The organism is Mycobacterium sp. NPDC050441 (genome assembly GCF_040655355.1).
Taxonomy (GTDB): domain Bacteria; phylum Actinomycetota; class Actinomycetes; order Mycobacteriales; family Mycobacteriaceae; genus Mycobacterium.
Window position 1 is genome coordinate 471,883 of sequence record NZ_JBFAJS010000002.1, and the last position, 26,938, is coordinate 498,820.

Annotated in this window: 24 protein-coding genes and 1 pseudogene; 18 read left to right on the forward strand and 7 right to left on the reverse strand. The window is 66.1% G+C overall.

Annotation, left to right across the window (positions count from 1 at the left end):
* Positions 1-4 precede the first annotated feature (4 nt).
* From AB0I14_RS07370 to pyrF, 10 genes are all read left to right on the forward strand, one after another.
* A complete protein-coding gene (locus tag AB0I14_RS07370) occupies positions 5-964 on the forward strand; it encodes an alpha/beta hydrolase (RefSeq protein WP_358018099.1) in 960 nt (319 codons plus the stop codon).
* Positions 965-2,599 carry an NAD(P)/FAD-dependent oxidoreductase gene (locus AB0I14_RS07375; protein WP_358018102.1) on the forward strand — a complete coding sequence of 545 codons (1,635 nt, stop codon included), beginning with the start codon at positions 965-967 and terminating at the stop codon, positions 2,597-2,599.
* 53 nt (positions 2,600-2,652) lie between these two features.
* Positions 2,653-3,984 (forward strand): MFS transporter, encoded by a 1,332-nt coding sequence (locus AB0I14_RS07380; RefSeq protein ID WP_358018105.1) that lies wholly within the window; start codon positions 2,653-2,655, stop codon positions 3,982-3,984.
* A 101-nt stretch (positions 3,985-4,085) separates the two neighbouring features.
* The gene (gene pyrR, locus AB0I14_RS07385) at positions 4,086-4,643 is read left to right on the forward strand and encodes a bifunctional pyr operon transcriptional regulator/uracil phosphoribosyltransferase PyrR (protein ID WP_358018108.1); all 558 of its coding nucleotides are present in this window, start codon (positions 4,086-4,088) and stop codon (positions 4,641-4,643) included.
* A gap of 28 nt (positions 4,644-4,671) precedes the next feature.
* On the forward strand, positions 4,672-5,628 hold the full coding sequence (locus AB0I14_RS07390) for an aspartate carbamoyltransferase catalytic subunit (protein WP_358018111.1): 957 nt from the start codon (positions 4,672-4,674) through the stop codon (positions 5,626-5,628).
* Positions 5,625-6,923, forward strand: a complete 1,299-nt coding sequence (locus tag AB0I14_RS07395) for a dihydroorotase (RefSeq protein WP_358018114.1) — start codon at positions 5,625-5,627, stop codon at positions 6,921-6,923. The genes AB0I14_RS07390 and AB0I14_RS07395 overlap by 4 nt, the downstream gene beginning before the upstream one ends.
* Entirely contained in the window at positions 6,920-7,420 is a 501-nt protein-coding gene (locus AB0I14_RS07400) for a transporter (protein ID WP_358018117.1), read from the forward strand. Before AB0I14_RS07395 ends, AB0I14_RS07400 begins: the two co-directional genes overlap by 4 nt.
* The gene (gene carA / locus AB0I14_RS07405) at positions 7,417-8,601 is read left to right on the forward strand and encodes a glutamine-hydrolyzing carbamoyl-phosphate synthase small subunit (RefSeq protein WP_358018120.1); all 1,185 of its coding nucleotides are present in this window, start codon (positions 7,417-7,419) and stop codon (positions 8,599-8,601) included. Before AB0I14_RS07400 ends, carA begins: the two co-directional genes overlap by 4 nt.
* A complete protein-coding gene (gene carB, locus AB0I14_RS07410; protein ID WP_358018122.1) occupies positions 8,601-11,954 on the forward strand; it encodes a carbamoyl-phosphate synthase large subunit in 3,354 nt (1,117 codons plus the stop codon). The genes carA and carB overlap by 1 nt, the downstream gene beginning before the upstream one ends.
* A gap of 2 nt (positions 11,955-11,956) precedes the next feature.
* Positions 11,957-12,784 carry an orotidine-5'-phosphate decarboxylase gene (gene pyrF / locus AB0I14_RS07415; protein ID WP_358018124.1) on the forward strand — a complete coding sequence of 276 codons (828 nt, stop codon included), beginning with the start codon at positions 11,957-11,959 and terminating at the stop codon, positions 12,782-12,784.
* Here the strand turns inward: pyrF and AB0I14_RS07420 are convergent.
* Together AB0I14_RS07420 and AB0I14_RS07425 are read right to left on the reverse strand one after the other, a co-directional pair.
* Entirely contained in the window at positions 12,772-13,833 is a 1,062-nt protein-coding gene (locus AB0I14_RS07420; RefSeq protein ID WP_358018126.1) for a DUF2330 domain-containing protein, read from the reverse strand. The two genes, pyrF and AB0I14_RS07420, sit on opposite strands and share 13 nt — an antisense overlap.
* A gap of 179 nt (positions 13,834-14,012) precedes the next feature.
* Positions 14,013-14,564: a hypothetical protein gene (locus AB0I14_RS07425; protein WP_358018129.1), complete on the reverse strand. Its 552-nt coding sequence runs from the start codon at positions 14,562-14,564 to the stop codon at positions 14,013-14,015.
* Between the two features lie 502 nt (positions 14,565-15,066).
* On the opposite strand from AB0I14_RS07425, the gene mihF reads away from it, so the two are divergent.
* The 5 genes from mihF (at position 15,067) to metK (ending at position 19,012) form a co-directional block, all read left to right on the forward strand.
* On the forward strand, positions 15,067-15,381 hold the full coding sequence (gene mihF, locus AB0I14_RS07430; RefSeq protein WP_003880790.1) for an integration host factor, actinobacterial type: 315 nt from the start codon (positions 15,067-15,069) through the stop codon (positions 15,379-15,381).
* Between the two features lie 11 nt (positions 15,382-15,392).
* Positions 15,393-15,986: a guanylate kinase gene (gene gmk, locus AB0I14_RS07435; RefSeq protein WP_358018133.1), complete on the forward strand. Its 594-nt coding sequence runs from the start codon at positions 15,393-15,395 to the stop codon at positions 15,984-15,986.
* Positions 15,987-16,107: 121 nt separating this feature from the next.
* Complete coding sequence (gene rpoZ / locus AB0I14_RS07440) at positions 16,108-16,401, forward strand: DNA-directed RNA polymerase subunit omega (RefSeq protein WP_155916962.1); 294 nt, start codon at positions 16,108-16,110, stop codon at positions 16,399-16,401.
* A gap of 19 nt (positions 16,402-16,420) precedes the next feature.
* Complete coding sequence (coaBC, locus tag AB0I14_RS07445; protein ID WP_358018136.1) at positions 16,421-17,668, forward strand: bifunctional phosphopantothenoylcysteine decarboxylase/phosphopantothenate--cysteine ligase CoaBC; 1,248 nt, start codon at positions 16,421-16,423, stop codon at positions 17,666-17,668.
* 144 nt (positions 17,669-17,812) lie between these two features.
* The gene (gene metK / locus AB0I14_RS07450; RefSeq protein WP_358018139.1) at positions 17,813-19,012 is read left to right on the forward strand and encodes a methionine adenosyltransferase; all 1,200 of its coding nucleotides are present in this window, start codon (positions 17,813-17,815) and stop codon (positions 19,010-19,012) included.
* 184 nt (positions 19,013-19,196) lie between these two features.
* Here metK and AB0I14_RS07455 read toward each other — a convergent pair whose 3' ends face one another.
* Positions 19,197-19,799 carry a TetR/AcrR family transcriptional regulator gene (locus AB0I14_RS07455; RefSeq protein WP_358018142.1) on the reverse strand — a complete coding sequence of 201 codons (603 nt, stop codon included), beginning with the start codon at positions 19,797-19,799 and terminating at the stop codon, positions 19,197-19,199.
* A 99-nt stretch (positions 19,800-19,898) separates the two neighbouring features.
* Between AB0I14_RS07455 and AB0I14_RS07460 the strand changes: the two genes are divergently transcribed.
* A complete protein-coding gene (locus AB0I14_RS07460) occupies positions 19,899-20,372 on the forward strand; it encodes an SRPBCC family protein (protein ID WP_358018145.1) in 474 nt (157 codons plus the stop codon).
* Between the two features lie 23 nt (positions 20,373-20,395).
* Here AB0I14_RS07460 and AB0I14_RS07465 read toward each other — a convergent pair whose 3' ends face one another.
* Together AB0I14_RS07465 and AB0I14_RS07470 are read right to left on the reverse strand one after the other, a co-directional pair.
* Positions 20,396-21,871 carry an NAD(P)/FAD-dependent oxidoreductase gene (locus AB0I14_RS07465; protein ID WP_358019022.1) on the reverse strand — a complete coding sequence of 492 codons (1,476 nt, stop codon included), beginning with the start codon at positions 21,869-21,871 and terminating at the stop codon, positions 20,396-20,398.
* A pseudogene (locus tag AB0I14_RS07470) lies at positions 21,868-23,248 on the reverse strand (cytochrome P450). Before AB0I14_RS07470 ends, AB0I14_RS07465 begins: the two are co-directional and overlap by 4 nt.
* Before the next feature lie 85 nt (positions 23,249-23,333).
* Here AB0I14_RS07470 and AB0I14_RS07475 point away from each other — a divergent pair.
* Positions 23,334-24,392, forward strand: coding sequence for an AraC family transcriptional regulator ligand-binding domain-containing protein (locus AB0I14_RS07475; protein WP_358018148.1), 1,059 nt, complete (start codon positions 23,334-23,336; stop codon positions 24,390-24,392).
* Positions 24,393-24,681: 289 nt separating this feature from the next.
* Here AB0I14_RS07475 and AB0I14_RS07480 read toward each other — a convergent pair whose 3' ends face one another.
* Positions 24,682-25,110: a hypothetical protein gene (locus AB0I14_RS07480; RefSeq protein ID WP_358018151.1), complete on the reverse strand. Its 429-nt coding sequence runs from the start codon at positions 25,108-25,110 to the stop codon at positions 24,682-24,684.
* A 101-nt stretch (positions 25,111-25,211) separates the two neighbouring features.
* On the opposite strand from AB0I14_RS07480, the gene AB0I14_RS07485 reads away from it, so the two are divergent.
* A complete protein-coding gene (locus AB0I14_RS07485; protein ID WP_358018154.1) occupies positions 25,212-25,556 on the forward strand; it encodes a hypothetical protein in 345 nt (114 codons plus the stop codon).
* 132 nt (positions 25,557-25,688) lie between these two features.
* Here the strand turns inward: AB0I14_RS07485 and AB0I14_RS07490 are convergent, their stop codons facing one another.
* Entirely contained in the window at positions 25,689-26,819 is a 1,131-nt protein-coding gene (locus tag AB0I14_RS07490; RefSeq protein WP_358018157.1) for a suppressor of fused domain protein, read from the reverse strand.
* Positions 26,820-26,938 lie beyond the last annotated feature (119 nt).

Here is a 26,938-nt window from a genome sequence, read left to right on the forward strand (position 1 = left end):
CAGCATGCCGCTGGAACCGGTGACCCAGGCACTGCTGGCGCAACTGGCCGAGACACGCGATCCACCGATGCACGAGGGCACACCGGCGATGGCGCGGATGGCCGGACCGATCTTCGCGGGCATGAGCGGACGCGGACCAGAGGTGGCCACGGTGCACAACCTCAAGCTCGAGGGCGAGGACGGCGGTAAGTTCCGGGTCCGCGTCCTGGTCCCCAACGGCGAATCCCGTTCGGTGATCGTGTATTTCCACGGCGGCGGTTGGGTGATCGGCGATATCGATCTGCAGTACGACCACCTCGCCCGGCACCTGGCGAACCTCACCAACTCCACTGTGGTCCTGGTGAACTACCGCAAGGCGCCCGAGCATCGGTTCCCGACCGCCCTCGACGACAGTTGGATCGGGCTGCGCTGGGCCGCAGCGCATTCAGCCGAATTCGCACCAACCGGTGTGCCACTGATCGTGGCCGGTGACAGCGCGGGCGGCAACATCGCCGCGGTGATGGCGCGGTGGGCCCGTGACCGGCAGGGGCCGAGGGTCGATTACCAGGCCCTGATCTATCCGGTCACCGACTGCGACTTCGACCGGCCGTCGTACGTCGCACCTGAAAACCAGCTGATGCTCAGCCGGGACACCATGATCTGGTTCTGGGCGCACTACCTTCCCGATCTGGACGCACGCACGAACCCGGACGCCTCGCCGCTGCGGGCGCCCACCCTCACCGGTCTTCCGCCCGCCCTCGTCTACGTTGCCGAATACGACCCCCTGCACGACGAGGGGGTCGCCTACGCATCCGCGCTGGCTGAAGCCGGGGTGAGCGTGACGCTGGAGGAGGCAGCCGGCCAAATGCACGCGTACTTCCAGATGGCGAACATCCTGCCTGGTTATCAAACCGGAATGTCGTTGGTCGCCAACCATATCGGGACGTTCCTCGACGCGTACCGGTCCGACCGAAAGGCGGTGTGAATGGTGGCCGACCACGACGTGATCATCATCGGCGCCGGTTTCGCCGGCCTCTACCAGCTTCACAAGTTGCGTGAGCTCGGATTCGACGCGTGCATCCTCGAGGCCGGCCCGGAGGTGGGTGGTACCTGGTACTGGAACCGTTACCCCGGGGCCCGCTGCGATATCGAATCGATCGAGTATTCCTATTCATTCGACCCGGAGCTGCAGCAGTCGTGGAACTGGACGGAACGTTATGCGGCCCAGCCGGAGTTGTTGGCCTACGCCAGACACGTCGCCGACCGGTACCGCCTGCGCCCTCACATCAGGTTCGATACCCGGGTTACCGCAATGGATTTCGACGGCACCAGTAACGAGTGGACCGTCACGACCGAGTCCGGTGCCCGCACCACTACCGAATCTGGTGACTGCGTCACGGCGACCTTCGTGATCGCGGCGACCGGATGCCTGTCCAAACCGTTGACGCCGTCGTTCGAGGGGCTGGCCGATTTCGCCGGCGACATCCTCTGGACGTGGGACTGGCCGGTGGGTGGAGCGGACCTCGAGGGCAAACGGGTCGCTGTCGTCGGTACGGGTTCCTCTGGCGTGCAGACGATTACCGTGATCGCACCGGTGGTCGGAGCGCTGACGGTATTCCAGCGCACGCCGCCGTATGCCGTTCCGGCGCAGAACCGGCCGATCACCGAGGAATTGGCTGCCGTCAAACCGCACTACCCACAGTTCCGGGACATCAGCCGCCTGTCGCGGGGCGGCGCGCAGTGCGGTGACGGTGCCGATCTGCCGCCGTTCTTCGGCGATCTCGACAGCGATGCCACGCGTGCCGAGCTCAACCGGCGCTGGGACGACGGCGGACTGTGTTTCCAGCAGTCGTTCTACGATCTGCTGCTCGATCCGATGGCCAACGAGACCGCCGCCGAGTATGTGCGGAACCGGATCCGGCACAAGGTCAACGATCCGCAGCTCGCCGAGAAGTTGACGCCGCGGAGCTACCCGATCGCGGCGAAACGACTCTGCGTCGACACCGGGTACTACGAGGTGTACAACCAGGACAATGTGACGCTGGTCGATCTCAACGAGGAGCCTCTGCGCCGGATCACCGAGCGGGGCATCCTCGCCGGCGACATCGAGCACGAGTTCGACGTGATCGTGCTGGCCACCGGATTCGACGCCATGACCGGAGCATTGAACGCGATCGACATCCGGGCAGTCGACGAGAACGGCGTCACCGGCATCCTCCGGGAGAAGTGGGCAGCGGGTCCGCGGACCTATCTCGGGTTGATGTCGGCGGGGTTCCCGAACCTGTTCACCGTCACCGGGCCGCAGAGCCCCTCGGTGCTGTCCAACATGCTCACCTCGATCGAATATCACGTCGAGTGGATCAGCGCGGCGCTCGTGCACCTGCGCCGGCACGGACTGAGCCGCATGGAAGCCGACCTCGAGGCCGAGGACAACTGGGTCAACATCACCAATGACACCGCCGATCTCACGCTGCTGCCGCAAGCCGCCTCGTGGTACATGGGCGCCAACGTGCCCGGCAAGCGACGGGTGTTCCTGCCCTTCGTCGCCGGTGTCGGCGTCTACAAGCAGATCGGTGACGGCGTGGCCGTGGCGGGTTATCACGGATTCGAGATGGCCTGAACCGAAGCGTGGGTGATACTTCTCTGGCGAGATCGCGGCGTGAGAAGAGGCACATGACCCAGCAGGACCAGATCGACGGTGAACCGGGCTCCGTGAACCCGATGAAGCGGGTGGCGTTCGCGAGTTTCGTCGGCACTGCGATCGAGTTCTACGACTTCTACATCTACGGCACCGCCGCCGCCTTGATCTTTCCCCACGTGTTCTTCCCGAACATGGGGCCGACGATGGCGACGATCTCCTCGCTGGGGACCTTCGCGGTCGCCTTCCTGTCCCGCCCGATCGGTGCCGCGGTGTTCGGCCATTTCGGAGATCGATTGGGCCGCAAGAAGACTCTGATAGCGACGCTGTTGATCATGGGTCTGTCGACCATCTGCGTCGGTTTGGTGCCCAGCGCAGCGACGATCGGCGTCGCCGCACCGATCATCCTGCTGGCGCTGCGGCTGTTGCAGGGCTTCGCCGTCGGTGGCGAATGGGCGGGTTCGGCGCTGCTGAGCGCCGAGTACGCGCCAGTCGGGAAGCGCGGCATGTACGGGATGTTCACCCAGCTCGGTGCGGGGGCCGGGCTTGCGGTGAGCAACCTGGTGGTCTTCGTGGTCAGTGTGACCATCGGCGAGAAGAGCGCGGTGTTCCTGGACTGGGGCTGGCGGCTGCCGTTCCTTTTCAGTGCGGTGCTGTTGATCGTGGCGCTCTATGTGCGGTTGAGCATCGACGAGACGCCGGTCTTCGCCCGGGAGCAGGTGACCGGTGGCGTGCCCAAGGCGCCGCTCACCGAACTGTTCCGCACCCAGACCAGGCAGGTGGCGCTCGCGGCAGGATGCATGGTCGGCATCTTCACCATGAGCTTTCTGGGCGGCACCTACCTGATGAGCTACGCCAGCACCCGCATCGGGCATCCGCGCAGCCTGATCCTCGGTGTCGGTGTGCTCGCCGGCGTCGCACTGATGATCTTCTCGGCGATCTCGGCCGTGCTGTGTGACCGGTACGGTCGGCGCCGCGTCATCCTCACCGGGTTCGGCCTCGCCTTGCCATGGGCGTTCGTGGTGATGCCGCTGATCGACTCTGGTTCGCCGGTGGGCTTCGCGGTGGCGATCGCGGGCATCTTCTGCATCTTCGGGTTGTCCTATGGGCCGATCGCCTCGTTCCTGCCTGAGATCTTCGCCACCCGCTACCGCTACACCGGCGCCGGCCTGTCGTTCAACCTCGCCGGCATCGTGGGTGGGGCCATTCCGCCGTTGGTCGCCGGAGTTCTGGTGGCCACGCTGGGTAGCTGGGCTGTTGGGGCGATGATGGCGGCGTTCGTCGTCGTCAGCATCGTCTCGACCGTGCTGTTGCCCGAGACAAAGGGAACCGAATTGGACGCCGTCATGAGTGACTCTGCGAGGTGACCGTGACGGGCCGCAGGTGTGCGGCCTGCTAAGCTGCCCAGCAGTTCGACGTCCTTTAACGATCCGTCCCGAGAGGCGGAGAAGGAGGTCAGAGTCACCTCATGGGCTCTTCAGGTACCGACCGGGAATTGCTGTCTGCGGCGGACGTCGGCCGCACCATTTCCCGGATCGCCCATCAGATCATCGAAAAGACTGCTCTCGACGATCCCGCCGAACGCGAGCGGGTGGTTCTCCTGGGCATCCCCACGCGCGGCGTGACGCTCGCCAGGCGGTTGGCCGACAAGATCAGCGAGTTCGCCGATGTGGCGTTGCCGGTCGGTGCGCTCGACATCACGCTGTACCGCGACGACCTCAACTTCAAGCCGCCGCGACCACTGGCGGCAACGTCGATCCCGCCCGGCGGCATCGACGACGCGGTCGTGATCCTCGTCGACGACGTCCTCTACTCCGGGCGCTCGGTGCGCTCGGCCCTGGACGCGCTGCGTGACATCGGTCGTCCGCGGGTGGTGCAACTGGCGGTGCTGGTCGACCGCGGCCACCGGGAACTGCCGGTCCGCGCCGATTACGTCGGCAAGAACGTGCCGACCTCGCGGACCGAGAGTGTCCATGTGCTGCTGTCCGAGGATGACGACCGTGACGGGGTGGTGATTTCGAAATGACGAACGCTTGCGTGAGGAATCGACCGCTATGACGACACGTCATCTCCTATCGGCTGCGGACCTCAGCCGCGATGACGCGACGGCGATCCTCGATGACGCCGACCGCTTCCGCGAGGCGCTGCTGGGCCGCGAGGTCAAGAAGCTGCCCACGTTGCGCGGCCGCACCGTCATCACGATGTTCTACGAGAACTCCACCCGGACCCGGGTGTCGTTCGAGGTTGCGGGCAAATGGATGAGCGCCGACGTGATCAACGTCAGCTCGTCGGGATCCTCGGTGGCCAAAGGGGAGTCGCTGCGCGATACCGCACTGACCCTGCGCGCCGCCGGCGCCGACGCCCTGATCATCCGCCACCCCGCCTCGGGAGCTGCACAACAGCTCGCGGAGTGGACCGCCGAGGACGGGGGCGGGGGGCCCAGCGTGATCAACGCCGGTGACGGCACCCATGAGCATCCGACCCAGGCCCTGCTCGACGCGTTGACCATCCGGCAACGACTCGGATCCATCGAGGGCAGGCGCGTGGTGATCGTCGGCGACGTCCTGCACAGCCGGGTGGCCCGGTCGAACGTGTCGCTGCTGGCCACCCTGGGCGCCGAGGTGGTGCTGGTGGCGCCGCCGACGCTGCTGCCGGTCGGGGTGTCCGGATGGCCGGTCACGGTGTCGCACGACCTGGACGCCGAGTTGCCGGCCGCTGACGCGGTGTTGATGCTGCGCGTGCAGGCCGAGCGGATGAACGGTGCGTTCTTCCCTTCGGCCCGTGAGTACTCGGTGCGCTACGGGTTGTCCGAGAAGCGTCAGGCCATGCTGCCCGGCAACGCCGTGGTGCTGCACCCGGGACCGATGCTGCGCGGTATGGAGATCGCGTTCCCGGTTGCTGATTCTTCGCAATCGGCTGTTCTGCAACAGGTTTCAAATGGTGTCCATGTGCGGATGGCGGTGCTGTTCCATCTGCTGGTGGGCGCGGATCGGGAGGCGATCAGCGTATGACGCAGCAGGTACTCATTCGCGGGGCCCGGATCTACGGCGAGGGCGACCGACTCGACGTACTGATCGCCGACGGCCAGATAGCCGAGATCGGTTCGGCCCTCACAGCTCCCAAGGGTGCCGAGGTGATCGAGGCCGCCGGCCAGGTGCTGCTGCCGGGCTTCGTCGACCTGCACACCCATCTGCGCGAGCCGGGCCGCGAGTACGCCGAGGACATCGAAACCGGTTCGGCGGCAGCGGCTCTCGGTGGCTACACCGCGGTGTTCGCGATGGCCAATACCGATCCTGTCGCCGATTCCGCGGTGGTCACCGACCACGTGTGGAACCGCGGCCAGCAGGTGGGCCTGGTCGACGTGCACCCGGTCGGCGCGGTCACCGTCGGACTCAAGGGCAAGCAGCTCACCGAGATGGGCCTGATGGCCGACGGCGTCGGTCAGGTACGGATGTTCTCCGACGACGGTCTGTGCGTCGATGATCCGCTGGTGATGCGGCGGGCGCTCGAATACGCCACCGGCCTGGGAGTGCTCATCGCCCAGCATGCCGAAGAGCCGCGGCTGACCGTCGGTGCGGTCGCCCACGAGGGGCCCAACGCGGCCAAACTCGGGCTGGCGGGCTGGCCGCGCTCGGCCGAGGAATCGATCGTGGCCCGCGACGCGATCCTGGCCCGCGATGCCGGTGCCCGGGTACATATCTGCCACGCGTCCACCGCGGGCACCGTTGAATTGCTGAAATGGGCCAAGGCACAAGGTATTTCGATCACCGCCGAGGTCACGCCGCACCACCTGCTGCTCGATGACGACCGGCTGGCGAGCTATGACGGACGCAACCGGGTCAACCCGCCGCTACGGGAATCCAGCGACGCGGAGGCCTTGCGTCAGGCGCTGGCCGACGGGGTCATCGACTGCGTGGCCACCGACCATGCCCCGCACGCCGAGCACGAGAAGTGCTGTGAATTCTCGGTCGCCCGTCCAGGGATGCTCGGCCTGCAGACCGCGCTGTCGGTGGTGGCCGAGACCATGGTGCGGCCCGGCCTGCTGACCTGGCGCGGTGTGGCCAAGGTGATGAGCGAGGCCCCTGCGGCCATCGTCGGGCTGCCCGATCAGGGCCGGCCGCTGGAAGTGGGAGAGCCGGCCAACCTCACGGTGATCGATCCCGACGCGACCTGGACGGTCGAAGGCGATGAGCTGGCCAGCCGGTCGGACAACACGCCCTTCGAATCGATGGCGCTGCCCGCGACCGTGACCGCCACACTGCTGCGGGGCAAGATCACCGCGCTACACGGGAAGTGTTTGCGGTGAACACCCCCACGCTGATCGCATCGCTGATCCTGGCCGCTCTGCTGGCCGTGCTGATCGCTTTCCTGATCCGACAGATGATGCGCGGCTGGCTGCATCGTGCCCAGCGCCAGGCCGAACTGATCGGCACCCTGCCGCCCCTGCCCGACACCGTCAGCGCATCGATCATCCCGCCCATGAAGGGCATGTACGTCGGCAGCACCGTGGTGCCGCACTGGAACGACAAGGTGGCCGCCGGCAGCCTGGGCTTCCGGGCCAAGGCTGTGCTGACCCGCTACCCCGAGGGAATCATGTTGCAGCGCAGCGGGGCCGGCCCGGTCTGGATTCCTGCCGAGGCGGTCACCGCGATCAGGACCGAGCGTGGAATCGCAGGCAAGGCACTGACTTACGACGGAATCCTGGCCATCAGGTGGCGGCTGCCCTCGGGCACCGAGATCGACACCGGGTTCCGTGCTGACAATCGCGCAGAGTACGACCGCTGGCTGGAGGAAGACGAATGACGAGCAACACACGAAACGACACGGCGGCGGGCCGCCTATCTGGCAAGGCGGTCCTGGTACTCGAGGACGGACGCGTCTTCACCGGCACGACGTTCGGAGCGGTCGGTGCGACCCTCGGGGAAGCGGTGTTCTCCACCGGCATGTCGGGTTACCAGGAAACGCTCACCGATCCCAGCTACCACGGCCAGATCGTGATCGCCACCGCACCGCAGATCGGCAACACCGGGTGGAACACCGAGGACGGCGAAAGCCGCGACGACAAGATCTGGGTGGCCGGTTACGCCGTGCGTGACCCCTCGCCTCGGGCATCGAACTGGCGTGCCAGCGGGACGCTCGACGACGAGCTGATCCGGCAGGGCATCGTGGGCATCGCCGGGATCGACACCCGGGCAGTGGTGCGCCACCTGCGCACCCGCGGGTCGATGAAGGCCGGGGTGTTCAGCGGAGCCGCGTTGGCGGCGACATCGGGCTCAGGTGCGGCGTCCTTGGACGAGCTGGTGGCCCGGGTTCTCGACCAGCCCTCGATGCTGGGCGCCGACCTGGCCGGCCAGGTCAGTACTGACAGCTCCTACATCGTGGAACCTGAAGGCGGCCACCGGTTCACGGTCGCGGCGATCGACCTGGGCATCAAGACCAACACCCCGCGCAACTTCGCCCGGCGCGGGATCCGCAGCCACGTGCTGCCGTCATCGGTGACCTTCGATCAGATCGCCGACCTCAAGCCGGACGGGGTGTTCCTGTCCAACGGCCCCGGTGATCCGGCCACCGCCGATCACATCGTCGCGGTGACCCGTGAGGTGCTCGGCGCCGGAATCCCGTTGTTCGGCATCTGCTTCGGCAACCAGATCCTGGGCCGCGCCCTGGGTCGGTCCACCTACAAGATGGTGTTCGGCCACCGCGGCATCAACATCCCGGTCATCGACCACATCACCGGGCGGGTCGCGATCACCGCCCAGAACCACGGCTTCGCCCTGGAGGGTGAGGCGGGGGAGAAGTTCGACACCCCCTTCGGTACTGCCGAAGTCAGCCACACCTGCGCCAACGACGGTGTGGTGGAAGGGATCCGGCTGGCCGATGGCCGGGCGTTCTCGGTCCAGTACCACCCGGAAGCCGCGGCCGGACCACACGACGCGGAATACCTGTTCGACCAGTTCGTAGACCTGATGGCAGGAGAGAAGTAATGCCACGTCGCTCTGACCTCAACCATGTGCTGGTGATCGGCTCCGGCCCGATCGTCATCGGTCAGGCCTGCGAGTTCGACTACTCGGGCACCCAGGCCTGCCGGGTGCTGCGTTCCGAGGGCCTCCAGGTCAGCCTGGTCAACTCGAACCCGGCGACGATCATGACCGATCCCGAGTACGCCGACAACACCTACGTCGAGCCGATCACCTGGGAGTTCGTCGAGAAGGTCATCGTCCAGCAGGCCGAGCGCGGCAACAAGATCGACGCCGTGCTCGCCACTCTGGGCGGACAGACCGCGCTGAACACCGCGGTGGCTCTGCATGAGAACGGCATCCTGGAGAAGTACGGGGTCGAACTCATCGGCGCCGACTTCGAGGCGATCCAGCGCGGTGAGGACCGGCAGAAGTTCAAGGACATCGTCGCCAAGGTGGGCGGTGAATCCGCCCGCAGCCGTGTGTGTTTCACCATGGACGAGGTCCGGGATACGGTCGCCGAGCTGGGCTTGCCCGTCGTCGTCCGCCCGTCCTTCACCATGGGCGGACTGGGATCCGGCATGGCGTACTCGGCCGAGGACGTCGAGCGGATGGCCGGTGACGGCCTGGCCGCCTCGCCTTCGGCGAACGTGCTGATCGAGGAATCCATCTACGGGTGGAAGGAATTCGAGCTCGAGCTCATGCGCGACAGCCGCGACAACGTCGTGGTGGTCTGCTCGATCGAGAACTTCGATCCGATGGGCGTGCACACCGGAGACTCGGTGACCGTTGCGCCGGCGATGACGCTGACCGACCGCGAGTACCAGAAGATGCGCGACTTGGGTATCGCGATCCTGCGCGAGGTGGGAGTCGACACCGGCGGCTGCAACATCCAGTTCGCGATCGACCCGCGCGACGGCCGCCTGATCGTCATCGAGATGAACCCGCGCGTGTCGCGGTCGAGTGCGCTGGCGTCGAAGGCGACGGGCTTCCCGATCGCCAAGATCGCGGCGAAGCTCGCCATCGGCTACACCCTCGACGAGATCGTCAACGACATCACCAAGGAAACCCCGGCCTGCTTCGAGCCCACGCTGGACTACGTCGTGGTCAAGGCGCCGCGGTTCGCGTTCGAGAAGTTCCCCGGCGCCGACGCCACGCTGACCACCACGATGAAGTCGGTCGGCGAGGCGATGTCCTTGGGCCGCAACTTCATCGAGGCGCTCGGCAAGGTGATGCGGTCACTGGAGACCAGCCGGGCCGGGTTCTGGACCGGTCCGGACCCCGACCTGACGGTCGAACAGCTGTTGACCGGCCTGCGCACCGCGGTGGACGGCAGGCTCTACGACATCGAGCACGCGCTGCGCCTGGGCGCCAGCGTCGAGCAGGTGGCCGAGGCCTCCGGTGTGGACCCGTGGTTCATCGAGCAGATCGCCGGTCTGGTCGCGCTGCGTGTCGAACTGCTCGAAGCGCCGGTGCTCGACGCCGAACTGCTCCGGCGGGCCAAGCACAGCGGGCTCTCGGACCGCCAGATCGCCGCACTGCGACCGGAACTGGCCGGCGAGTCGGGGGTGCGTGCGCTGCGCCGCCGGCTCGATATCCACCCGGTGTACAAGACCGTGGACACCTGCGCGGCCGAGTTCGACGCCAAGACGCCGTACCACTACAGCAGTTACGAGCTGGACCCCGCCGCCGAGACCGAGGTGGCCCCGCAGACCGAGAAGCCCAAGGTGCTGATCCTGGGGTCGGGGCCGAACCGGATCGGTCAGGGCATCGAGTTCGACTACAGCTGTGTGCATGCCGCGACCACGTTGAGTGGGGTCGGCTTCGAAACCGTGATGATCAACTGCAACCCCGAGACGGTGTCCACCGACTACGACACCGCCGACCGGTTGTACTTCGAGCCGCTCACCTTCGAGGACGTGCTGGAGGTCTACTACGCCGAGGACACCTCGGGTAAGGGTGAGGACGGGGCCGGTCCCGGCGTCGTCGGCGTGATCGTGCAGCTCGGCGGCCAGACGCCGCTGGGCCTGGCCAAGCGCCTCGAAGCTGCCGGGGTGCCGATCGTGGGCACCGGGCCAGACGCCATCGACCTGGCCGAGGATCGTGGGCTTTTCGGCGAGGTCCTGGTCAACGCGGGCCTGCCCGCTCCACGGTTCGGCACCGCCACCAGCTTCGAACAGGCCCGGCGGATCGCCTCCGACATCGGTTATCCCGTGCTGGTGCGTCCCTCTTATGTGCTGGGCGGGCGCGGCATGGAGATCGTCTACGACGAGTCGACCCTGGAGGGCTACATCGCCCGAGCCACCCAGCTGTCCCCGGAACATCCGGTGCTGGTCGACCGCTTCCTCGAGGACGCGATCGAGATCGACGTCGACGCGCTGTGCGACGGCAACGAGGTGTACATCGGCGGGATCATGGAGCACATCGAGGAGGCCGGTATCCACTCCGGCGACTCGGCGTGCGCGCTGCCCCCGGTGACGTTGGGCCGCAGCGACATCGAAGCGGTGCGCCGCGCGACCGAGGCCATCGCCCACGGCATCGGCGTGGTCGGACTGCTCAACGTCCAGTACGCGCTCAAGGACGACGTGCTCTACGTGTTGGAGGCCAACCCGCGCGCCAGCCGTACTGTGCCGTTCGTATCGAAGGCCACCGCGGTGCCTCTGGCCAAGGCCTGTGCCCGGGTGATGCTGGGCGCCACCATCGCCGAGTTGCGTGCGGAGGGCGTGCTGAACGAAACCGGCGACGGGGCCAACATTGCCCGCAACGCGCCGGTGGCGGTCAAGGAAGCCGTGCTGCCGTTCCACCGGTTCCGCCGGGCCGACGGTGCCCAGGTCGACTCGCTGCTGGGACCGGAGATGAAGTCGACCGGCGAGGTGATGGGTATCGACCACGACTTCGGTACCGCGTTCGCCAAGAGCCAGACCGCGGCCTATGGGTCGCTGCCGACCTCGGGCACCGTCTTCGTGTCGGTGGCCAACCGCGACAAGCGCTCGCTGGTGTTCCCGGTCAAGCGGCTGGCGGATCTCGGATTCCGGGTGCTGGCCACCGAGGGCACTGCGGAGATGTTGCGCCGCAACGGTATTCCGTGCGATGAGGTGCGCAAGCACTCTGAGGAACCTCACGGAGCCACACCTCTGCCGTCCTCGGTCGATGCCATCAAGGCGGGCGAGGTAGACATGGTGATCAACACGCCGTACGGAAATTCCGGGCCGCGCGTCGATGGTTACGAGATCCGTTCGGCCGCTGTGTCGATGAACATCCCGTGCGTGACGACGGTGCAGGGAGCCTCGGCGGCGGTACAGGGCATCGAGGCGGCTATCCGTGGCGACATCGGCGTGATGTCACTGCAGGAACTGCACAGCGTGCTGGAATCGCGCTGACGATGGACGCTTTCGGGCAACGGTTGGCCGCCGCGGTGTCGGAGCGGGGACCCCTGTGCCCCGGCATCGACCCGCATCCCGAACTGCTGCGGGCATGGGGTCTGCCCACCGGCGCCGACGGACTGGCGGCGTTCAGCGACATCTGTGTGACGGCATTCGCGGGATTCGCGATGGTCAAGCCACAGGTGGCGTTCTTCGAGGCCTACGGCTCAGCGGGTTTCGCGGTGCTGGAACGCACGATGGCGGCGCTGCGCGAGGCCGGGGTGCTGGTGCTGGCCGATGCCAAGCGCGGGGACATCGGCTCGACGATGGCCGCCTACGCGGCAGCGTGGGCCGGAGATTCGCCGCTGGCGGCCGACGCAGTGACCGCATCGCCATATCTGGGTTTCGGTTCATTGCAGCCCCTGCTGGACACCGCCGCGGCCAACGGTCGTGGGGTGTTCGTGCTGGCCGCCACCTCCAACCCGGAGGGACCGAGTGTGCAGCGGGCGATGGCCGGGTCACGCACCGTGGCCCAGTCCGTCGTCGACGACGTGGCCCGTGTCAATCGAGCCGCAGCGAATCGGGCCGCCACCCCTTCCACCGGATCGGTCGGTGTGGTGGTCGGGGCGACGGTGACCGAACTACCGGATCTGAGCGCACTGGGTGGGCCGGTGTTGGTGCCCGGTGTCGGCGCCCAGGGCGGGCGTGCCGACGCATTGAGTGGGTTCGGTGGGGCCCGACTGGTGCTGCCCACGGTCTCGCGCGAGGTGCTTCGGGCGGGCCCGGCGGTGGCCGATCTGCGCGCGGCGGCCGAACGCCTGCGCGACGAGGTCGCCTATCTCGCCTGACGGCGGCCGCGGACCCGCAGCGCCCGCACGGCGACGGCCACGGCACCGATCGCGGCGGCCACCAACACGGCCAGTCCGGTGAGGTCGCCCCGATCCCGTTCGCGGTGGATCACGGCCTGGTAGTCGTCGTCCGCTGCAGCGGGAGCGAAGCCGTAATCGCCGTCGATCGACGCGGGGGAGTCGATGGTGTCGGTCCACCGGGTCAGGTAGTCACCCGCTTCGAGGTACGTATCGAGCTCGCGCATCCGGCTCGATATGCGTCCGGCGAACTGCAAGTCGGGGTTGCGCCCGGAGACGGGGAGTGCGGTCGGATCCATACGGTGGCCGGCCAGCAGATACAGGTCGACGGCGAGTGGGAGCTTTGCCGCGCGGGACAGGCGCATCGGGTAGATCACGGTGTCGGAGGCGAACGACAACCGCAATGGCTGAAGATTTCCGGTGAGGGTCTGGCCGGCGGCCTCGGGAAACAGCTGAATGGCCACGATCTCCCAGCCCTCGGAGACATACGGCGTGAGGTCCTCGGCCAGGCTGGGCGGCTGCGGAAAACCCTTCTCGGACAACCACGAGGCCAATGCATGCGGATCGTCGGAGGCCAGCCGGGTGACGTTGAACGGCCCGAGTCGCTGTTGGCTGCGCACCGTGACCCCGTCGGGAGCCGTGGCACTGACAAGGCCGTCGCCGCGCTGGGTGAACATCGCGGACAACCAGCCGAACGTCGGCCACCAGGAGTCGTGGTACTCGATACGCGGTGCCGACAGCGCGGCCAACGCACTGAAGACCGCCGATTCACCGAGCGTGACTTCGGCTTCCGAGGGAACCGGCATGATCCAGGCCGCCTTTGGTGAGCTGCCCCGCACGTTGAACGACATCAGGATGTCCTCGGTGACGCCGTCCCACGCGACGAGTGCACGCTCGTCGGCGACAGTGGCGCCCTGACGGTCGGGGATATACGCGCCGCATCCACACGCCCATGCCGGGGCCGCGACGTTCGCTGTCAGTCCGATCAACAGCAGGGTGAGTACCGCGCTCAGCGATCGGATCACGGTCATATCGTATGGGGTGGCAAGGCATCAAGGAAGCGGAAAAGGCGGACCGCCCCGGTGGCGGTCCGCCTTTTCATCAGCGCTTCACAGTTTGCCGCAGTGGGCAGCCCGATCTGTCCGGCGAGAACCGCTCGGATACAACCGGTTTGGTTGATGCGCTGCCAGACACGGTGCGGCGCACCGGGTCACAGCGGAATCCAGATTCCGAAGAACCAGAATCCCCATCCGTTGAAGTCCGGATTGAACAGCGGTGTCACCCACCTGCCGTTGTAGTTGAACGGCTGGTGGTCGAACCGGCCCTGGTCCATCCCGCGCCAGGACAGATCGGGGGGTGGCGGGCCCCAGTGGCCGCCGCGGTCATCAGGTCCGCCGTGGTCGCCCGGCCATCCAGGGCCGCGGTCACCGGGTCCTCCGGGTCCACCTGGGCCGCGGTCACCGGGTCCTCCGGGTCCACCTGGGCCGCGGTCACCGGGCCCGCCGGGGCCGCCGTGGTCGCCCTGCCAACCGGGTCCGCCACGGTCGCCCGGTCCGCCCGGTCCGCCCGGATGATCGGGCCCTCCTGGCCCTCCTGGCCCTCCTGGCCCTCCCGGTCCACCGGGTCCGCCCGGGCCCTGGCAGTTGCCGAAGTTGCACGGCGGTCCGGGTTGGGCCGCCGCCAGCCCGGCCCCGGCGCTCAGGATGGAGGTCCCGAGGGCCAAGGTCAGGGCAGAAGCGCAGGTCAGACGCTTGATGTTCATGTCCAGCTTCCCTTCATGGGCGTGGGTTACCCGTTCACCGGACGCTATTTAGCCAAGCTGTGTAAGCGTTATGCGGCGACTGGGCAAGGGTTAGGCATCGTGTTCACGCGCCGTCGTTTGACGTGCGCGTCACCGGTTCCGACACGCCCGACACGCCGTGACCAGCGAAAACTTTTTTTACCCGCCGGTAATCCCGGGTTCTGGGGACGGAGCCGCGGGGGTGGATCGTCGTCGGACTTAGCTGCCGGGTCCTCGAAAACCATTGACTTGCAGGAATATCCGGCCTCCCGAGCCGCCGGGATCGGTGCTGGGACGCGATTTCGGGGGAAAACCGGGGGTCGGCGGAGCGCACTACACGCTGGGCTTTTAGCGCCGTAACCAGGGGGTGGGGTTAGCGTTAGTCGGCCCGCGTGGGTACGGTCGTCGTCGCTGGCTGGTTTGCACTCCAGCCGTACAAAACAAGTGATGGCCGAAGATAAATCGCCAGGAGACGGAGGAAACCGTGGCCCTTCCCCAGTTGACCGACGAACAGCGCGCGGCAGCGTTGGAGAAGGCTGCTGCCGCACGTCGAGCGCGAGCCGAGCTCAAAGATCGGCTCAAGCGTGGCGGCACCAACCTCAAGCAGGTGCTCACCGACGCCGAGACCGATGAGGTCTTGGGCAAGATGAAGGTTTCCGCGCTGCTGGAGGCCCTGCCCAAGGTCGGCAAGGTCAAGGCGCAGGAGATCATGACCGAGCTGGAGATCGCTCCGACCCGCCGTCTGCGCGGTCTCGGTGATCGTCAGCGCAAGGCCCTCCTGGAGAAGTTCGACCAGTAGAGGCTCTCGCATTGAGCGCTGGTAGAGGGGCCGGACAACACACAGCAACGGCTCCGGTCGTCGTGTTGTCCGGTCCCTCCGCCGTCGGGAAGTCCACCGTGGTCCGCTGTCTGCGGGAGCGGCTTCCCGACCTGTATTTCTCCGTCTCGGTCACGACCAGAGCACCGCGGCCGGGCGAGGTCGACGGAGTCGACTACACATTCGTGTCCAAAGAACAGTTTCAGCAGCTGATCGATGACGGTGAGCTGCTCGAATGGGCCGACATCCACGGCGGATTACATCGCTCGGGGACGCCGGCCCAGCCGGTTCGGGACGCCACCCGGGCCGGGCGCCCGGTGCTGATCGAGGTCGATCTGGCCGGGGCGCACGCCGTCAAGCAGGCCATGCCCGAGGTGGTATCGGTGTTCCTGGCACCGCCGAGCTGGGACGAATTGGTCAACCGGCTTTCCGGCCGCGGGACCGAGACGCCCGAGGTCATGGCCAGGCGCTTGGAGACGGCGCGGGCCGAAATGGCGGCCAAATCTGACTTTGACCAGGTCGTGGTGAACCGCCAGTTGGATTCTGCATGCGCTGAATTGGTATCCTTGCTGGTGGACAGTCGATGACTCATCGTGGTGGGGCCGACGCGATCGGATCCGCACGCCACCGGCACGCTGTTCGCAAAATGCATTTTCGCCATAACCGCCAGGAGACTTTTTAGTGAGCACCCCGCACGCCGATGCGCAGCTGGCCGCTGCGGACGACATCGATTCGTCCGCCGCCAGCGCCTACGACACTCCGCTGGGCATCACCAACCCGCCCATCGACGAGTTGTTGGACCGCGCATCGAGCAAGTACGCGCTGGTGATCTACGCCGCCAAGCGGGCGCGTCAGATCAACGATTACTACAACCAGCTGGGCGACGGCATTCTTGAGTACGTCGGCCCCCTGGTCGAGCCCGGTCTCCAGGAGAAGCCGCTGTCGATCGCGATGCGGGAGATCCACGAGGACCTGCTCGAGCACACCGAGGGCGGCGAGTAGCCAGGCCAGGGCCGGGCACGTGAGCGCGCGTAAGCGAGTCGTCGTCGGTGTGGCCGGCGGCATTGCCGCCTACAAGGCGTGCACCCTGGTCCGTCAACTCACCGAGGCCGGCCACTCGGTGCGCGTGCTGCCCACCGAGTCGGCCCTGCGCTTCGTCGGGGCCGCCACGTTCGAAGCCCTGTCGGGCAACCCGGTGCACACGGGCGTCTTCACCGACGTCCACGAGGTGCCGCACGTCCGTATCGGCCAGGAGGCCGATCTCGTCGTCGTCGCACCCGCCACCGCCGATCTGTTGGCGCGTGCCGTGGCCGGCCGGGCCGACGACCTGCTGACCGCCACGCTCCTCACGGCGCGATGTCCAGTGTTGTTCGCTCCGGCGATGCACACCGAGATGTGGTTCCACCCGGCCACCGTCGACAACGTGGCCACTTTGCGCCGCCGGGGCGCCGTGGTGCTGGAACCCGCATCTGGACGGCTCACCGGAGCCGACAGCGGTGCGGGACGCCTACCTGAGGCCGAAGAGATCGCTACTTTCGCGCAGTTGCTGCTGGAGCGGGGCGATTCCCTGCCCTACGACCTGGCCGGGGTCAAGGCCCTGGTGACTGCCGGCGGTACCCGTGAGCCCATCGATCCGGTGCGGTTCATCGGCAACCGCAGCTCCGGCAAACAGGGGTACGCCGTGGCCCGCGTCCTGGCCCAGCGAGGCGCAGAGGTGACTCTTGTCGCTGGTAACACGGCCGGTCTGGTCGACCCGGCCGGCGTCGACGTCGTACACATCGGTTCAGCCGCGCAATTGCGTGACGCGGTGTCCAAGTACGCGCCCGAGTCCAACGTCCTGGTGATGGCCGCGGCCGTCGCGGACTTCCGGCCTGCGCAGGTGGCCACCAGCAAGATCAAGAAGGGCAGCGCCTCCGAGCCCAATTCCATCGACCTCGTCCGCAACGACGACGTGCTCGCCGGCGCGGTGCGCGCCCGGACCGAGGGGCAGCTGCCGAACATGCGGGCCATCGTCGGCTTCGCCGCTGAGACCGGCGATGCCAATGGCGACGTGCTGTTCCACGCCAGGGCCAAACTCCGGCGCAAGGGATGTGACCTGCTGGTGGTGAACGCAGTGGGGGAGAACCGTGCGTTCGAGGTGGACAACAACGACGGTTGGTTACTGAGTGCCGACGGCGCTGAGGCCGCATTGGAACACGGTTCGAAGACCCTGATGGCCACCCGTATCGTGGACGCGATCGGGGCGTTCCTGGGCAAGCTCGACGGGTGACGCGACGTACGCATCAATGTGCGGATAAGGGTTGCGCATCGGCGTCCCGCGCGCTTGGGTGCAACAGGACATAGATATCATTCGCCCAACTAAGTAGTTTTGATACTGAAAACTTTTTCAGATCGGCAAGGAAGGAAGCAGACCGTGAGCCAAGGTCGCCTGTTTACCAGTGAGTCGGTAACCGAAGGACACCCCGACAAGATCTGTGATGCGATCAGCGACTCGGTGCTCGACGCGCTGCTGGAGCAGGATCCCAAGTCGCGGGTCGCCGTGGAAACCATGGTCACCACCGGCCAGGTGCACGTCGCCGGCGAGGTCACCACCTCCGCCTACGCCGACATCCCGAAGATCGTGCGTGACCGCATCCTGGAGATCGGCTACGACTCGTCGACCAAGGGCTTCGACGGCGCCTCGTGCGGTGTGAACATCGCCATCGGCGCCCAGTCGCCCGACATCGCCCAGGGCGTGGACACCGCCCACGAGGCGCGGGTCGAGGGCGCCGCTGATCCGCTGGACGCCCAGGGCGCCGGCGATCAGGGCCTGATGTTCGGTTACGCCATCGGTGACACCCCCGAGCTGATGCCGCTGCCCATCGCGCTGGCCCACCGGCTGTCGCGGCGGCTGACCGAGGTCCGCAAGAACGGCGTGCTCGACTACCTGCGCCCGGACGGCAAGACGCAGGTCACCATCGCCTACGACGGCCGGACGCCGGTGCGGTTGGACACCGTGGTGCTGTCCACGCAGCACGCCGACGGCATCGACCTCGAGGCCACCCTGACCCCGGACATCCGGGAGAAGGTGGTCAACACCGTGCTGGCCGATCTCAACCACGAGACCCTGGACACCTCCGATTTCCGGCTGCTGGTCAACCCGACCGGCAAGTTCGTGCTCGGTGGCCCGATGGGTGACGCCGGCCTGACCGGCCGCAAGATCATCGTCGACACCTACGGCGGCTGGGCCCGCCACGGCGGCGGCGCCTTCTCCGGCAAGGATCCGTCAAAGGTGGACCGTTCCGCCGCGTACGCGATGCGCTGGGTGGCCAAGAACGTCGTTGCCGCCGGTCTGGCCGAGCGGGTCGAGGTGCAGGTCGCCTACGCGATCGGCAAGGCTGCCCCGGTCGGCCTGTTCGTCGAGACCTTCGGCACCGAGACCGTCGACCCGGCCCGCATCGAGAAGGCCATCAGCAGCGTGTTCGATCTGCGCCCCGGCGCGATCATCCGCGACCTGGACCTGCTGCGTCCGATCTACGCCCAGACGGCGGCCTACGGCCACTTCGGGCGTACCGATATCGATCTGCCCTGGGAGCAGCTCAACAAGGTTGAGGACCTCAAGGCCTCGGTCTAGCTTTTCCTGCCAACAGCCCCCGATCGCTGATCGGGGGCTGTTGCTGTTTCTGGGCAGCATCGCCGCGAGATCTACGCCATGGTCGTTCTTCTTCGAGGGGAGCGACCATAGCGTTGATCTGGGCGGGCACGAGCGGGATCGATCAGGTGGTACGCGGGCCACCGACGCTCCACGACAAGTCCGCTTACTCCTGTCGGTAGTTCTCTACGACACGGCCCGCGAGTGCGCGTGCCCACTCCAGTGCGGCTTCGGCGCCGAACAGCTCGCGACGTGTGTTGCCCGCGCACAAGTAGGCATCGACCTGGAAGGCGTCTTCGGCAGGATCGGGTGAACCCGCCACGGAGAACTCGTTTTCCAGCAGATTCAGCCACTCCCGCTTCAGGTTTCGCACCGCGTCGGCCACGGGCCCGGTGCGATGCCCGAACTCGACCGATGTCGCCGACACGAAGCAGCCGCCGGGAAACACCTCGGCGCGCAGGTACGCCAACCACGAATCGAGAAGGGCCTCGAGCCGCGCGGCTCCGGGCTGACAGCTCAGTGCCGGACGGATGACGACGTCGATGTAGACCTGGCGCGCCTCAGCCACTGTGGCCAGCTGAATCGCCTCCCGGTTGCCGAAGACCGTGAGGATTCCGCTTTTGCTCACCCCGGTCGATGCGGACAAACCGCCCACGGTGATTCCGTCAAGGCCGTGTGTGGTGGCGATGTCTGCTGCGGTGCGCGCGACCAGCCGCCGGGTGGCATCACCGCGCGCTCGCCGCCCGTCGGCTGCAGGCAAAACGGTCATCAGTTCACAGTAGCCACACTCTGGACGTAGGGCGGCCGAGTCGCGTACGGTCAGCATCAACCCATATGCGACCGATCGGTCGCATAGATTGGAGGAGCGATGACCACCACCTTCAAAGCTCTGCTGGAACGGCGGATCACCATCGAGACAACGCCTTCCGCGGTCTGGGACATCATCCGCGACGTCCGACGCATGCCGCAGTGGAGTCCGCAGGTGGTATCGGTGAAGGTGCGCGATCCCGACGGTGACATCCGGCTCGGATCCACGTTCACCAACCTGAACCACCTCGGCGAGCTTGAGTGGATCACGCACGGCGAGGTGGTGCGGTATGTGCCAGAGCAAGAGATCGCCTTCCGCATCGCTGAGAACTACGCGATCTGGTCGTTCTCGATCAGCGCTGACGGGGCCGCTGCCACGGTGCTCACGCAACGGCGCGAGACCCCCGACGGAATTTCGCAACTTTCCCTCGAACTGACCGAGTCGCACCTCGGCGGTCAGCAGGCCTTCACCGAACTGCTGGAAGCCGGAATGGAACAGACTCTCACCGCCATCAAGGCGTGCGCCGAGTCGTGAGAAACGGCTGACACCGGTCCCGGCTATCCGGTGAAACGGTAGTCATCCAGGGGGAAGCGGCGGCTGCGCCAGTACGCCTCGACTGTGGTGGCGGGCCGCAGCGGCACGTCGCCGTTGCGGTCGAAGTAGTAGCTGTTGGCCTGGCTGCAGCTGTCCTGCCAGAAGATCTGGCGGTGACGCTTGCGCATCATTTCGGCGAAGTACCGGTCGTTCGCCTCCTGGCGGACCTCGACGCGGCGGGCCTCCTTCTTGTCCGCTTGCGCGATACACCGCACCATATGGCGGGTTTGGGCCTCGATCAACGCGAAGTACGACGATCCGACGTAGCCGTAGGGGCCCATCACCGAGAAGAAGTTCGCGAAGCCGGGAACGCTCACGCCTTCGTAGGCCTGCATCCGGTGCTGCATCCAGAACTCGCTCAGTGACTGCCCGCCCGACCCCACGATGTCGAACGTCAGCGCGTCGACGTCCATCACCTTGAAACCGGTCGCCAGGATGAGTACGTCGACGTCGTGGCTCTCACCGTCGGTGGTGGCGACCCCCGAACCGGTGATCTTGTCGATCGGTTCGGTGACCAGCCGTACGTTGTCCCGGTTGAATGTGGCCAGATAGGTGTTGTGGAAGCCAGGTCGCTTACATCCCACCGCGTACCGCGGTGTGAGCTTGTCGCGCACTTCGGGATCGCGCACCTGCTGGCGTAGGTAGGCCCGACCGGCCGCGCCGGCACGCTTGGCGAACGGGTTGATCGTGAAGTACTGCGCGGCCAGCGGGAAGGTGAACTCGACGTACGCCTGGCTGATCAGGCGGTGCAGCGTCCTCCCGGCGGGCAGCCGTAGCGCCCAGCGGGCGACCGGCGGGATCGGCACGTCGAACTTCGGGAAGCACCAGATCGGTGTGCGCTGAAACACGGTGAGCTGCTTCACCTTCGGGGCGATCTGCGGGATCACCTGGACCGCCGACGCGCCGGTGCCGATGATCGCCACCCGCTTGCCCGTCAGATCCTGGGTGTGGTCCCAGCGGGCGGTGTGCACGGTCGTCCCCGCGAAGGAGTCGACGCCGTCGATCTCCGGCAGCTTGGGGATGGTCAGCACCCCGCTGGCGTTGACCAGAAATCGTGCCGTGAGTGCGTCGCCGGAGTCCAGTTCGAGCCGCCACAGGTTCTCGTCGTCATCGAAGACCGCGCGTGTGACGGTGGCGTTGAACCGGATCCGGGGCCGCAAACCGTACTTGTCGACGCAGGTGTCGGCGTAGTTCCGCAGCTCGTTTCCGGGGGCGTAGGTCCGCGACCATTCCCGCGACTGCTCGAACGAGAACTGATAGGAGAACGACGGGATATCCACGGCCACACCGGGGTAGGTGTTCCAGAACCAGGTACCACCGGCTCCGTCGCCGGCCTCCAAGATCAGGTAATCGTGCAGGCCGGCCTTGTCCAAGGCGATGGCCGCGCCGATGCCGGAGAATCCGGCGCCGACGATGAGGGTGTGAAAGTCGGGCATCAGGCCACCTCTCGGCTGCGTCCGACCATGTGGACGCCGTGTTTTGGTCGCAACGTCAACGTAGCCTCCAACTCCACCGAGTGGCCAGGATCGAGATCGAATACGAACCGCTGACTCATGATCGCGGCGACCAGCACCATCTCCATCAGCGCGAAACTCTGCCCGATGCAGATGCGGCGTCCACCGCCGAACGGCAGGTAGGCCGAGCGCGGCCGCCTCTTGGCGGCGTCACCGAGGAATCGGTTGGGGTCAAAGGTTTCCGGGTCGGGCCACCATCTCTCGTCATGGTGGATCTGGTGGGTCGGGATGATCACCGTCGTGCCCGGGCGGATGCGGTGGCCGCCGATGTCATCGGGCTCGACCGCCTCACGCGCGATGATCCACACCGCGGAGTAGTACCGTTGCGACTCCTGCAGACACGCGGTCGTCCACGGCAGCCGGGTCAGGTCGCCGGCAGTCGGACGGCCCGCACCCACCACGTCGTCCACTTCGGCCAGCATCCGATCCCGGGCCTCGGGATGGCGCGCCATCAGGTACCAGAACCACGACATCGCGTTGGCAGTCGTCTCGTGCCCGGCGAGCATGAATGTCAATGCCTCGTCCCGGACCCGCTGCCGGGGCCAGGTTCCGTTGTCGGCGCCGAACAACACGTTGAGCAGGTCGGCGGATTCTGTCGGATGAGCGAGTCGTTCGTCGAGCACGGTGTTCACTGCGGCATCCAGGGCCAAGGCGATCCGCTGGCCTTCGCGCAGTGGTGGGGGCAGCGGGATCCCGGAGTACGTGCTCGCCGCCATCGCTTCATAGACCGGGCGGGGGAGCAGGCCCAAAAGGCCCAGCCGGGCCAGCTTCTCGGTGCGCCTGAGCCCACGCGTGGTGAGGTCGCGCATGCTGTGCACGATCGGTCCGAAATCCTGACTGAACAGGGCGTTGGAGACGACCCGCAGAGTGGTTTCCACCATGGCGGCGTGCATGTCAAACTGCACGCCGTCGCCCTGTTCAGCGAGCTCGTCCGTGGCCCGCTGGACCGGATCGATCATGAGGTCGACGATGTCGTTGAGACGACGACGCGCGAACGTCGGGTTCAGCGCCGCCCCGGTGGCCGGCCCAGGAGTCGCCCTCGTCGGTCAGCAGGTTGATCCCGGCCGCGGCACGGATGGGTTCGTACTCGTTGGACTTGATGTAGCGCAGGCGCGCCTGATGTAGCACGTGGTCGACGTAGTCGGGATGTGCAATCGACACGAAACGTCTTCCCGCGCAGCGGTATCTCGTGATGTCGTGGCCCTGTGTCCGGGTCAGGAAGCCGCTTTCGGTGCTGAAGCCGACCGTGATGGCTTCGCGGGTCATGGTCCACGTGCTCAGTCGTGCCGCCGGTGCCGCCATAGAACCACCGTATGAATGACAAGGGGCGCGGGGAATGGGACTATCGGACACAGAGTTGGGATTTTGGGACAGCAGGCTGGGGGCAATGGCCAGGTCAGGATCGATCTCGGGATCAACATGGTCGGCCGATGTGTGCCATCCGATCCATGCGACCCGGGTGTTGTGCGAGGTGGCGGTCGAGCGGGGTGTCCCGGCGGCGCAGGTCCTGGCCGGAACCGGCGTCACACCGGCGGACCTCGATGATCCCGACGGTGTGATCAGTGCCCATGACGAGATCCTGGCGGTTCGCCACCTGCAGGCCCGACTGCCCGACGAACCGGGCCTGGGCATCGATGTCGGGAGTCGCTCGGCCCTGACACACATGGGTCTGTTCGGGTTCGCGGTCATGTCGTGTGCCACGCTGCGCGAACTGTTCAGCATCGGGATGCGCTACTTCGCGCTGACCACACTGCATATCGATCTGCAGTTGTTCGAGGAGGTCGACGCGTGCGTTCTGGAACTCAACGTCGGCCACCTGCCCAGCGATGTCCAACGCTTCTTCATCGAACGTGATGTCGCCGGAATTATCGCCACGACAGCGAGTTTCGCCGCTCCCGTGGTGGCGCAATACGCCGACCGGATATCCGCCGAGGTGTCGATCGACGAGCATGTACTGCAGCCGTTACTGACCCTGATGCCGCTACCGGATGTGGCGTTCGGCCGTGCGCATTCCCGGTTGCACTTCCCCCGTGCCATGCTCGACGAGCAACTACCGCAAGCTGATCCGTACACCCTCGATCTGTGCATCGCACAGTGCGACGTACTGATGCAGCGCTACGAGCAGCGACGCGGTATCACTGCGGTGGTGCGCAGCAAGCTGTTTCGTGACCCCGGCCGGTTTCCGACCTTGCCGGAGGTTGCCGCCGAACTGGGTGTCCACCCGCGAACCCTGCGGCGCCGCTTGGCCGACGAGGGAACCACCTTCCGGGCATTGGTCAACGAGGCCCGGTCAGCGTTGGCAGTCGACCTGTTGTGCAGCGTCGGACTTACCGTCGAGGAGGTTTCGCGACGCCTCGGCTACAGCGAGACCTCGACCTTCTGCCACGCGTTCAAGCGCTGGCACGGTGTGCCGCCCAGTGCGTTTCACACTGGGACGCACATGTGATCGGGCGCACATGTTACGAACGATTCTGGATCCAGTGATCATCCACGTCCTCTGTTCTGCCCGTACGGGTGCCGACCGGAGGGGGTATTGCCTGTCGCAACGGGTTTGTCGGCGTTGAAATAGGTTGTCTGCGTGCGGTTCTTGTGATCGTAGACCTGTGCAATTGCTCGACGTGTAGCGTCGCACGGCATGGATCTCTCGCAGGTGTGCTGTCACCGGCTCATGCGCGACACGACCAGGGAAAACAGTGAATCTCGGTGAGGGAGAAGGGTGCGCTGGCCCATCAGTGTCACTGCCGGCCGAGACCGCACACGGTCGTGATGACTCGAAGCGCCGTCGCCGGCACGCAGTCGTCATGATCGTGCTCAGCGCCGTGATCCTTTGCCTCATTGGCGTCGGGGTCAACAAATACGTCGTCGACGAACTTCAATACCGACGTGACGTTGGCTTGCGAGCCAATCCACCGCAACGGCAGCTCAAACAAGCGCAGGAACTCCTCGTTGAGCTCAACTCGCACGATCCGGCACAGGTGTCGGTGCCTGCCGAACGTGGCGACGGTCCCGAGGATGTCCGGGTCCGCCGCAATATTCTCGCCGCAATGCCACGCGCCGAGTGCCGCTACATGCTGGACTCGGTACGTGACGATGGTGTGCGCAACGACGTAGGAATCGGCACGAGAACCTTTCGCCATGTCTACCGGTACGACATGCTGGTGCACGAGCAATGCCCTCAATCCGCACCGGTACCAATGACAATCGGGGTTCTGTCAACTCCCGGTATGGGCGGATTCTGGTCCCCAATAGCATTGACGGTCGAACAATGACCACGCCCGCGTCGATGCGGCGGTCTCCACGATTGAGCCGTGTTGCCTTATGGGTGACCGGGCTGATCGCCGTCGAGCTGGCGATCGCAGGCGCAGTCCTGATGTACCGGTCCATCGTCATCGAAGACCCTACCAACTCTGCGCTGTTGTGGGCCGGCATCTTCGCGGTCACCGTCATAGGCATCCACGTCGCGTTCTGGACTGTTGTGTGGGCGCTGAAATCCCAACCCCTACGACCAATTTGGGCGTGGACAGCCTTCGTTGTTCTCATGGCTGCGTGCGGGCTGACCGCGATATTCGCCGCGCAGATCGTGATCGGCGTGCTCCACCCAATCAACTGACAACCAACCAATGCCAGGGTCGGATTCACCGTTTATCTGACGGCCGTCAGGGTTACTGGTGGCCAGCTCTCCTGAGGAACAGGATCAGATCCGCGCGCAATCGGGTACCGAGACGCTACTCGTCGACCACGCTTACGTTGCTGCGGATTGTTTGATGTGAGTGATGAGCAGGGGATTGGTCTCGGCCATCTTCTCGAGTATTTGCAGTGTGCCGTCCACGCCGTTGTCCAGTGCTTGTGCGGCAGTGACGGTGTCATCGGTAACCCCGACCAGCTGTACAAAGCGCAGGCGGCAGGCGCCGGTGTCGATCTGCGTGAGTTGCGGGTCTTCGATGAACATGATTGCGGTCAGCTCGGTTTGGGGCTCGCCGAGCGTGATCGGGCCGCCGACTTTGATGCGGTGACCGATGTCCAGCGCATCTGTCCCGCTGAAAACCAGGTCTCCGAGCCGTTGCAGCAGAAGTAGAGACCAGGTGGGCACTTGTGGTGCCAGCGGTTGGGTGAGGTCGATGTCGGCGGCTACTCGGAAGGTCCACTCGAAGTCTGCCCAGGTGTCGTCCTCGTCGGGGGATGGGTCGGCAGCGAACACGTTGGAGAACCCGTAGGTGACCAGATGCCAGTGCGGTTGTGGGACCGCGGTATTCGGGTAGGCGGTGATTCCCCAAATTCCCTGGCCGGGCAGGCGCGCATCGGTGCGTCCGAAATGCGGTGCGACATCGCCTAGCCCTGGGTACAGCCGTGCGAAGGCGGTATCGATGGCATCCCATCCGGGGGCCGAATCCACATCCACAGGGTCCGGCGTCACCTTGCGGCGATCGAAACGTTCTCCGAGAGCCTTTGGAGACAGCACGCCGAAGACGATTTGGAGCACGAATCCGAGTGGCAACAACGTGAGCAGGGACATCCATCCGGACAGGTTGGCGTCGTGGAGTCTGCGGACCAACAGTGCCCAGCCTGGAATCGCGGACCCCAGCACGACTACCCCCGCGACTACCAGCGCCAAGGCCCCGAGTGTGCCGTTATCTCCCGCTGCAGCGACGAAAACTCCGCAGAGAAGGAGGGCCAATGTGTACGCCAGCACGCCCCACCAGTATTCGCTGCGTGAAGCGCGGCCGGAGAAGCGAGCGTAGCAGCGGAGGAAGCGAGATACGGCCTGGCCGAATGTGGCTCCGTACAGCGGCAGCGTGAGGTCGCGCGGATCGGTCGCGCCGAGAGGTTCGGGCGGGTGCTCCGTGTCGAACGAGGCCTCTTCGCTGCGGGTCATGGGTTCCTCTGCTCGATTATTCGGTGGTGCACGGAACCGGCTGAGTTCGGCTGCCCGATCCCTGGACGGCTGAGATCACTGCGGACGGTAGCACCGTCGCGTCGAGCAAATGCATGCAA

Coding starts and splice junctions, on each gene's coding strand:
- AB0I14_RS07370 (WP_358018099.1), top strand. CDS start 5: ATGCCGCTGGAACCGGTGACCCAGGCACTGCTGGCGCAACTGGCCGAG.
- AB0I14_RS07375 (WP_358018102.1), top strand. CDS start 965: ATGGTGGCCGACCACGACGTGATCATCATCGGCGCCGGTTTCGCCGGC.
- AB0I14_RS07380 (WP_358018105.1), top strand. CDS start 2,653: ATGACCCAGCAGGACCAGATCGACGGTGAACCGGGCTCCGTGAACCCG.
- pyrR (WP_358018108.1), top strand. CDS start 4,086: ATGGGCTCTTCAGGTACCGACCGGGAATTGCTGTCTGCGGCGGACGTC.
- AB0I14_RS07390 (WP_358018111.1), top strand. CDS start 4,672: ATGACGACACGTCATCTCCTATCGGCTGCGGACCTCAGCCGCGATGAC.
- AB0I14_RS07395 (WP_358018114.1), top strand. CDS start 5,625: ATGACGCAGCAGGTACTCATTCGCGGGGCCCGGATCTACGGCGAGGGC.
- carA (WP_358018120.1), top strand. CDS start 7,417: ATGACGAGCAACACACGAAACGACACGGCGGCGGGCCGCCTATCTGGC.
- carB (WP_358018122.1), top strand. CDS start 8,601: ATGCCACGTCGCTCTGACCTCAACCATGTGCTGGTGATCGGCTCCGGC.
- pyrF (WP_358018124.1), top strand. CDS start 11,957: ATGGACGCTTTCGGGCAACGGTTGGCCGCCGCGGTGTCGGAGCGGGGA.
- AB0I14_RS07420 (WP_358018126.1), bottom strand. CDS start 13,833: ATGACCGTGATCCGATCGCTGAGCGCGGTACTCACCCTGCTGTTGATC.
- AB0I14_RS07425 (WP_358018129.1), bottom strand. CDS start 14,564: ATGAACATCAAGCGTCTGACCTGCGCTTCTGCCCTGACCTTGGCCCTC.
- AB0I14_RS07455 (WP_358018142.1), bottom strand. CDS start 19,799: ATGACCGTTTTGCCTGCAGCCGACGGGCGGCGAGCGCGCGGTGATGCC.
- AB0I14_RS07460 (WP_358018145.1), top strand. CDS start 19,899: ATGACCACCACCTTCAAAGCTCTGCTGGAACGGCGGATCACCATCGAG.
- AB0I14_RS07475 (WP_358018148.1), top strand. CDS start 23,334: ATGGCCAGGTCAGGATCGATCTCGGGATCAACATGGTCGGCCGATGTG.
- AB0I14_RS07485 (WP_358018154.1), top strand. CDS start 25,212: ATGACCACGCCCGCGTCGATGCGGCGGTCTCCACGATTGAGCCGTGTT.
- AB0I14_RS07490 (WP_358018157.1), bottom strand. CDS start 26,819: ATGACCCGCAGCGAAGAGGCCTCGTTCGACACGGAGCACCCGCCCGAA.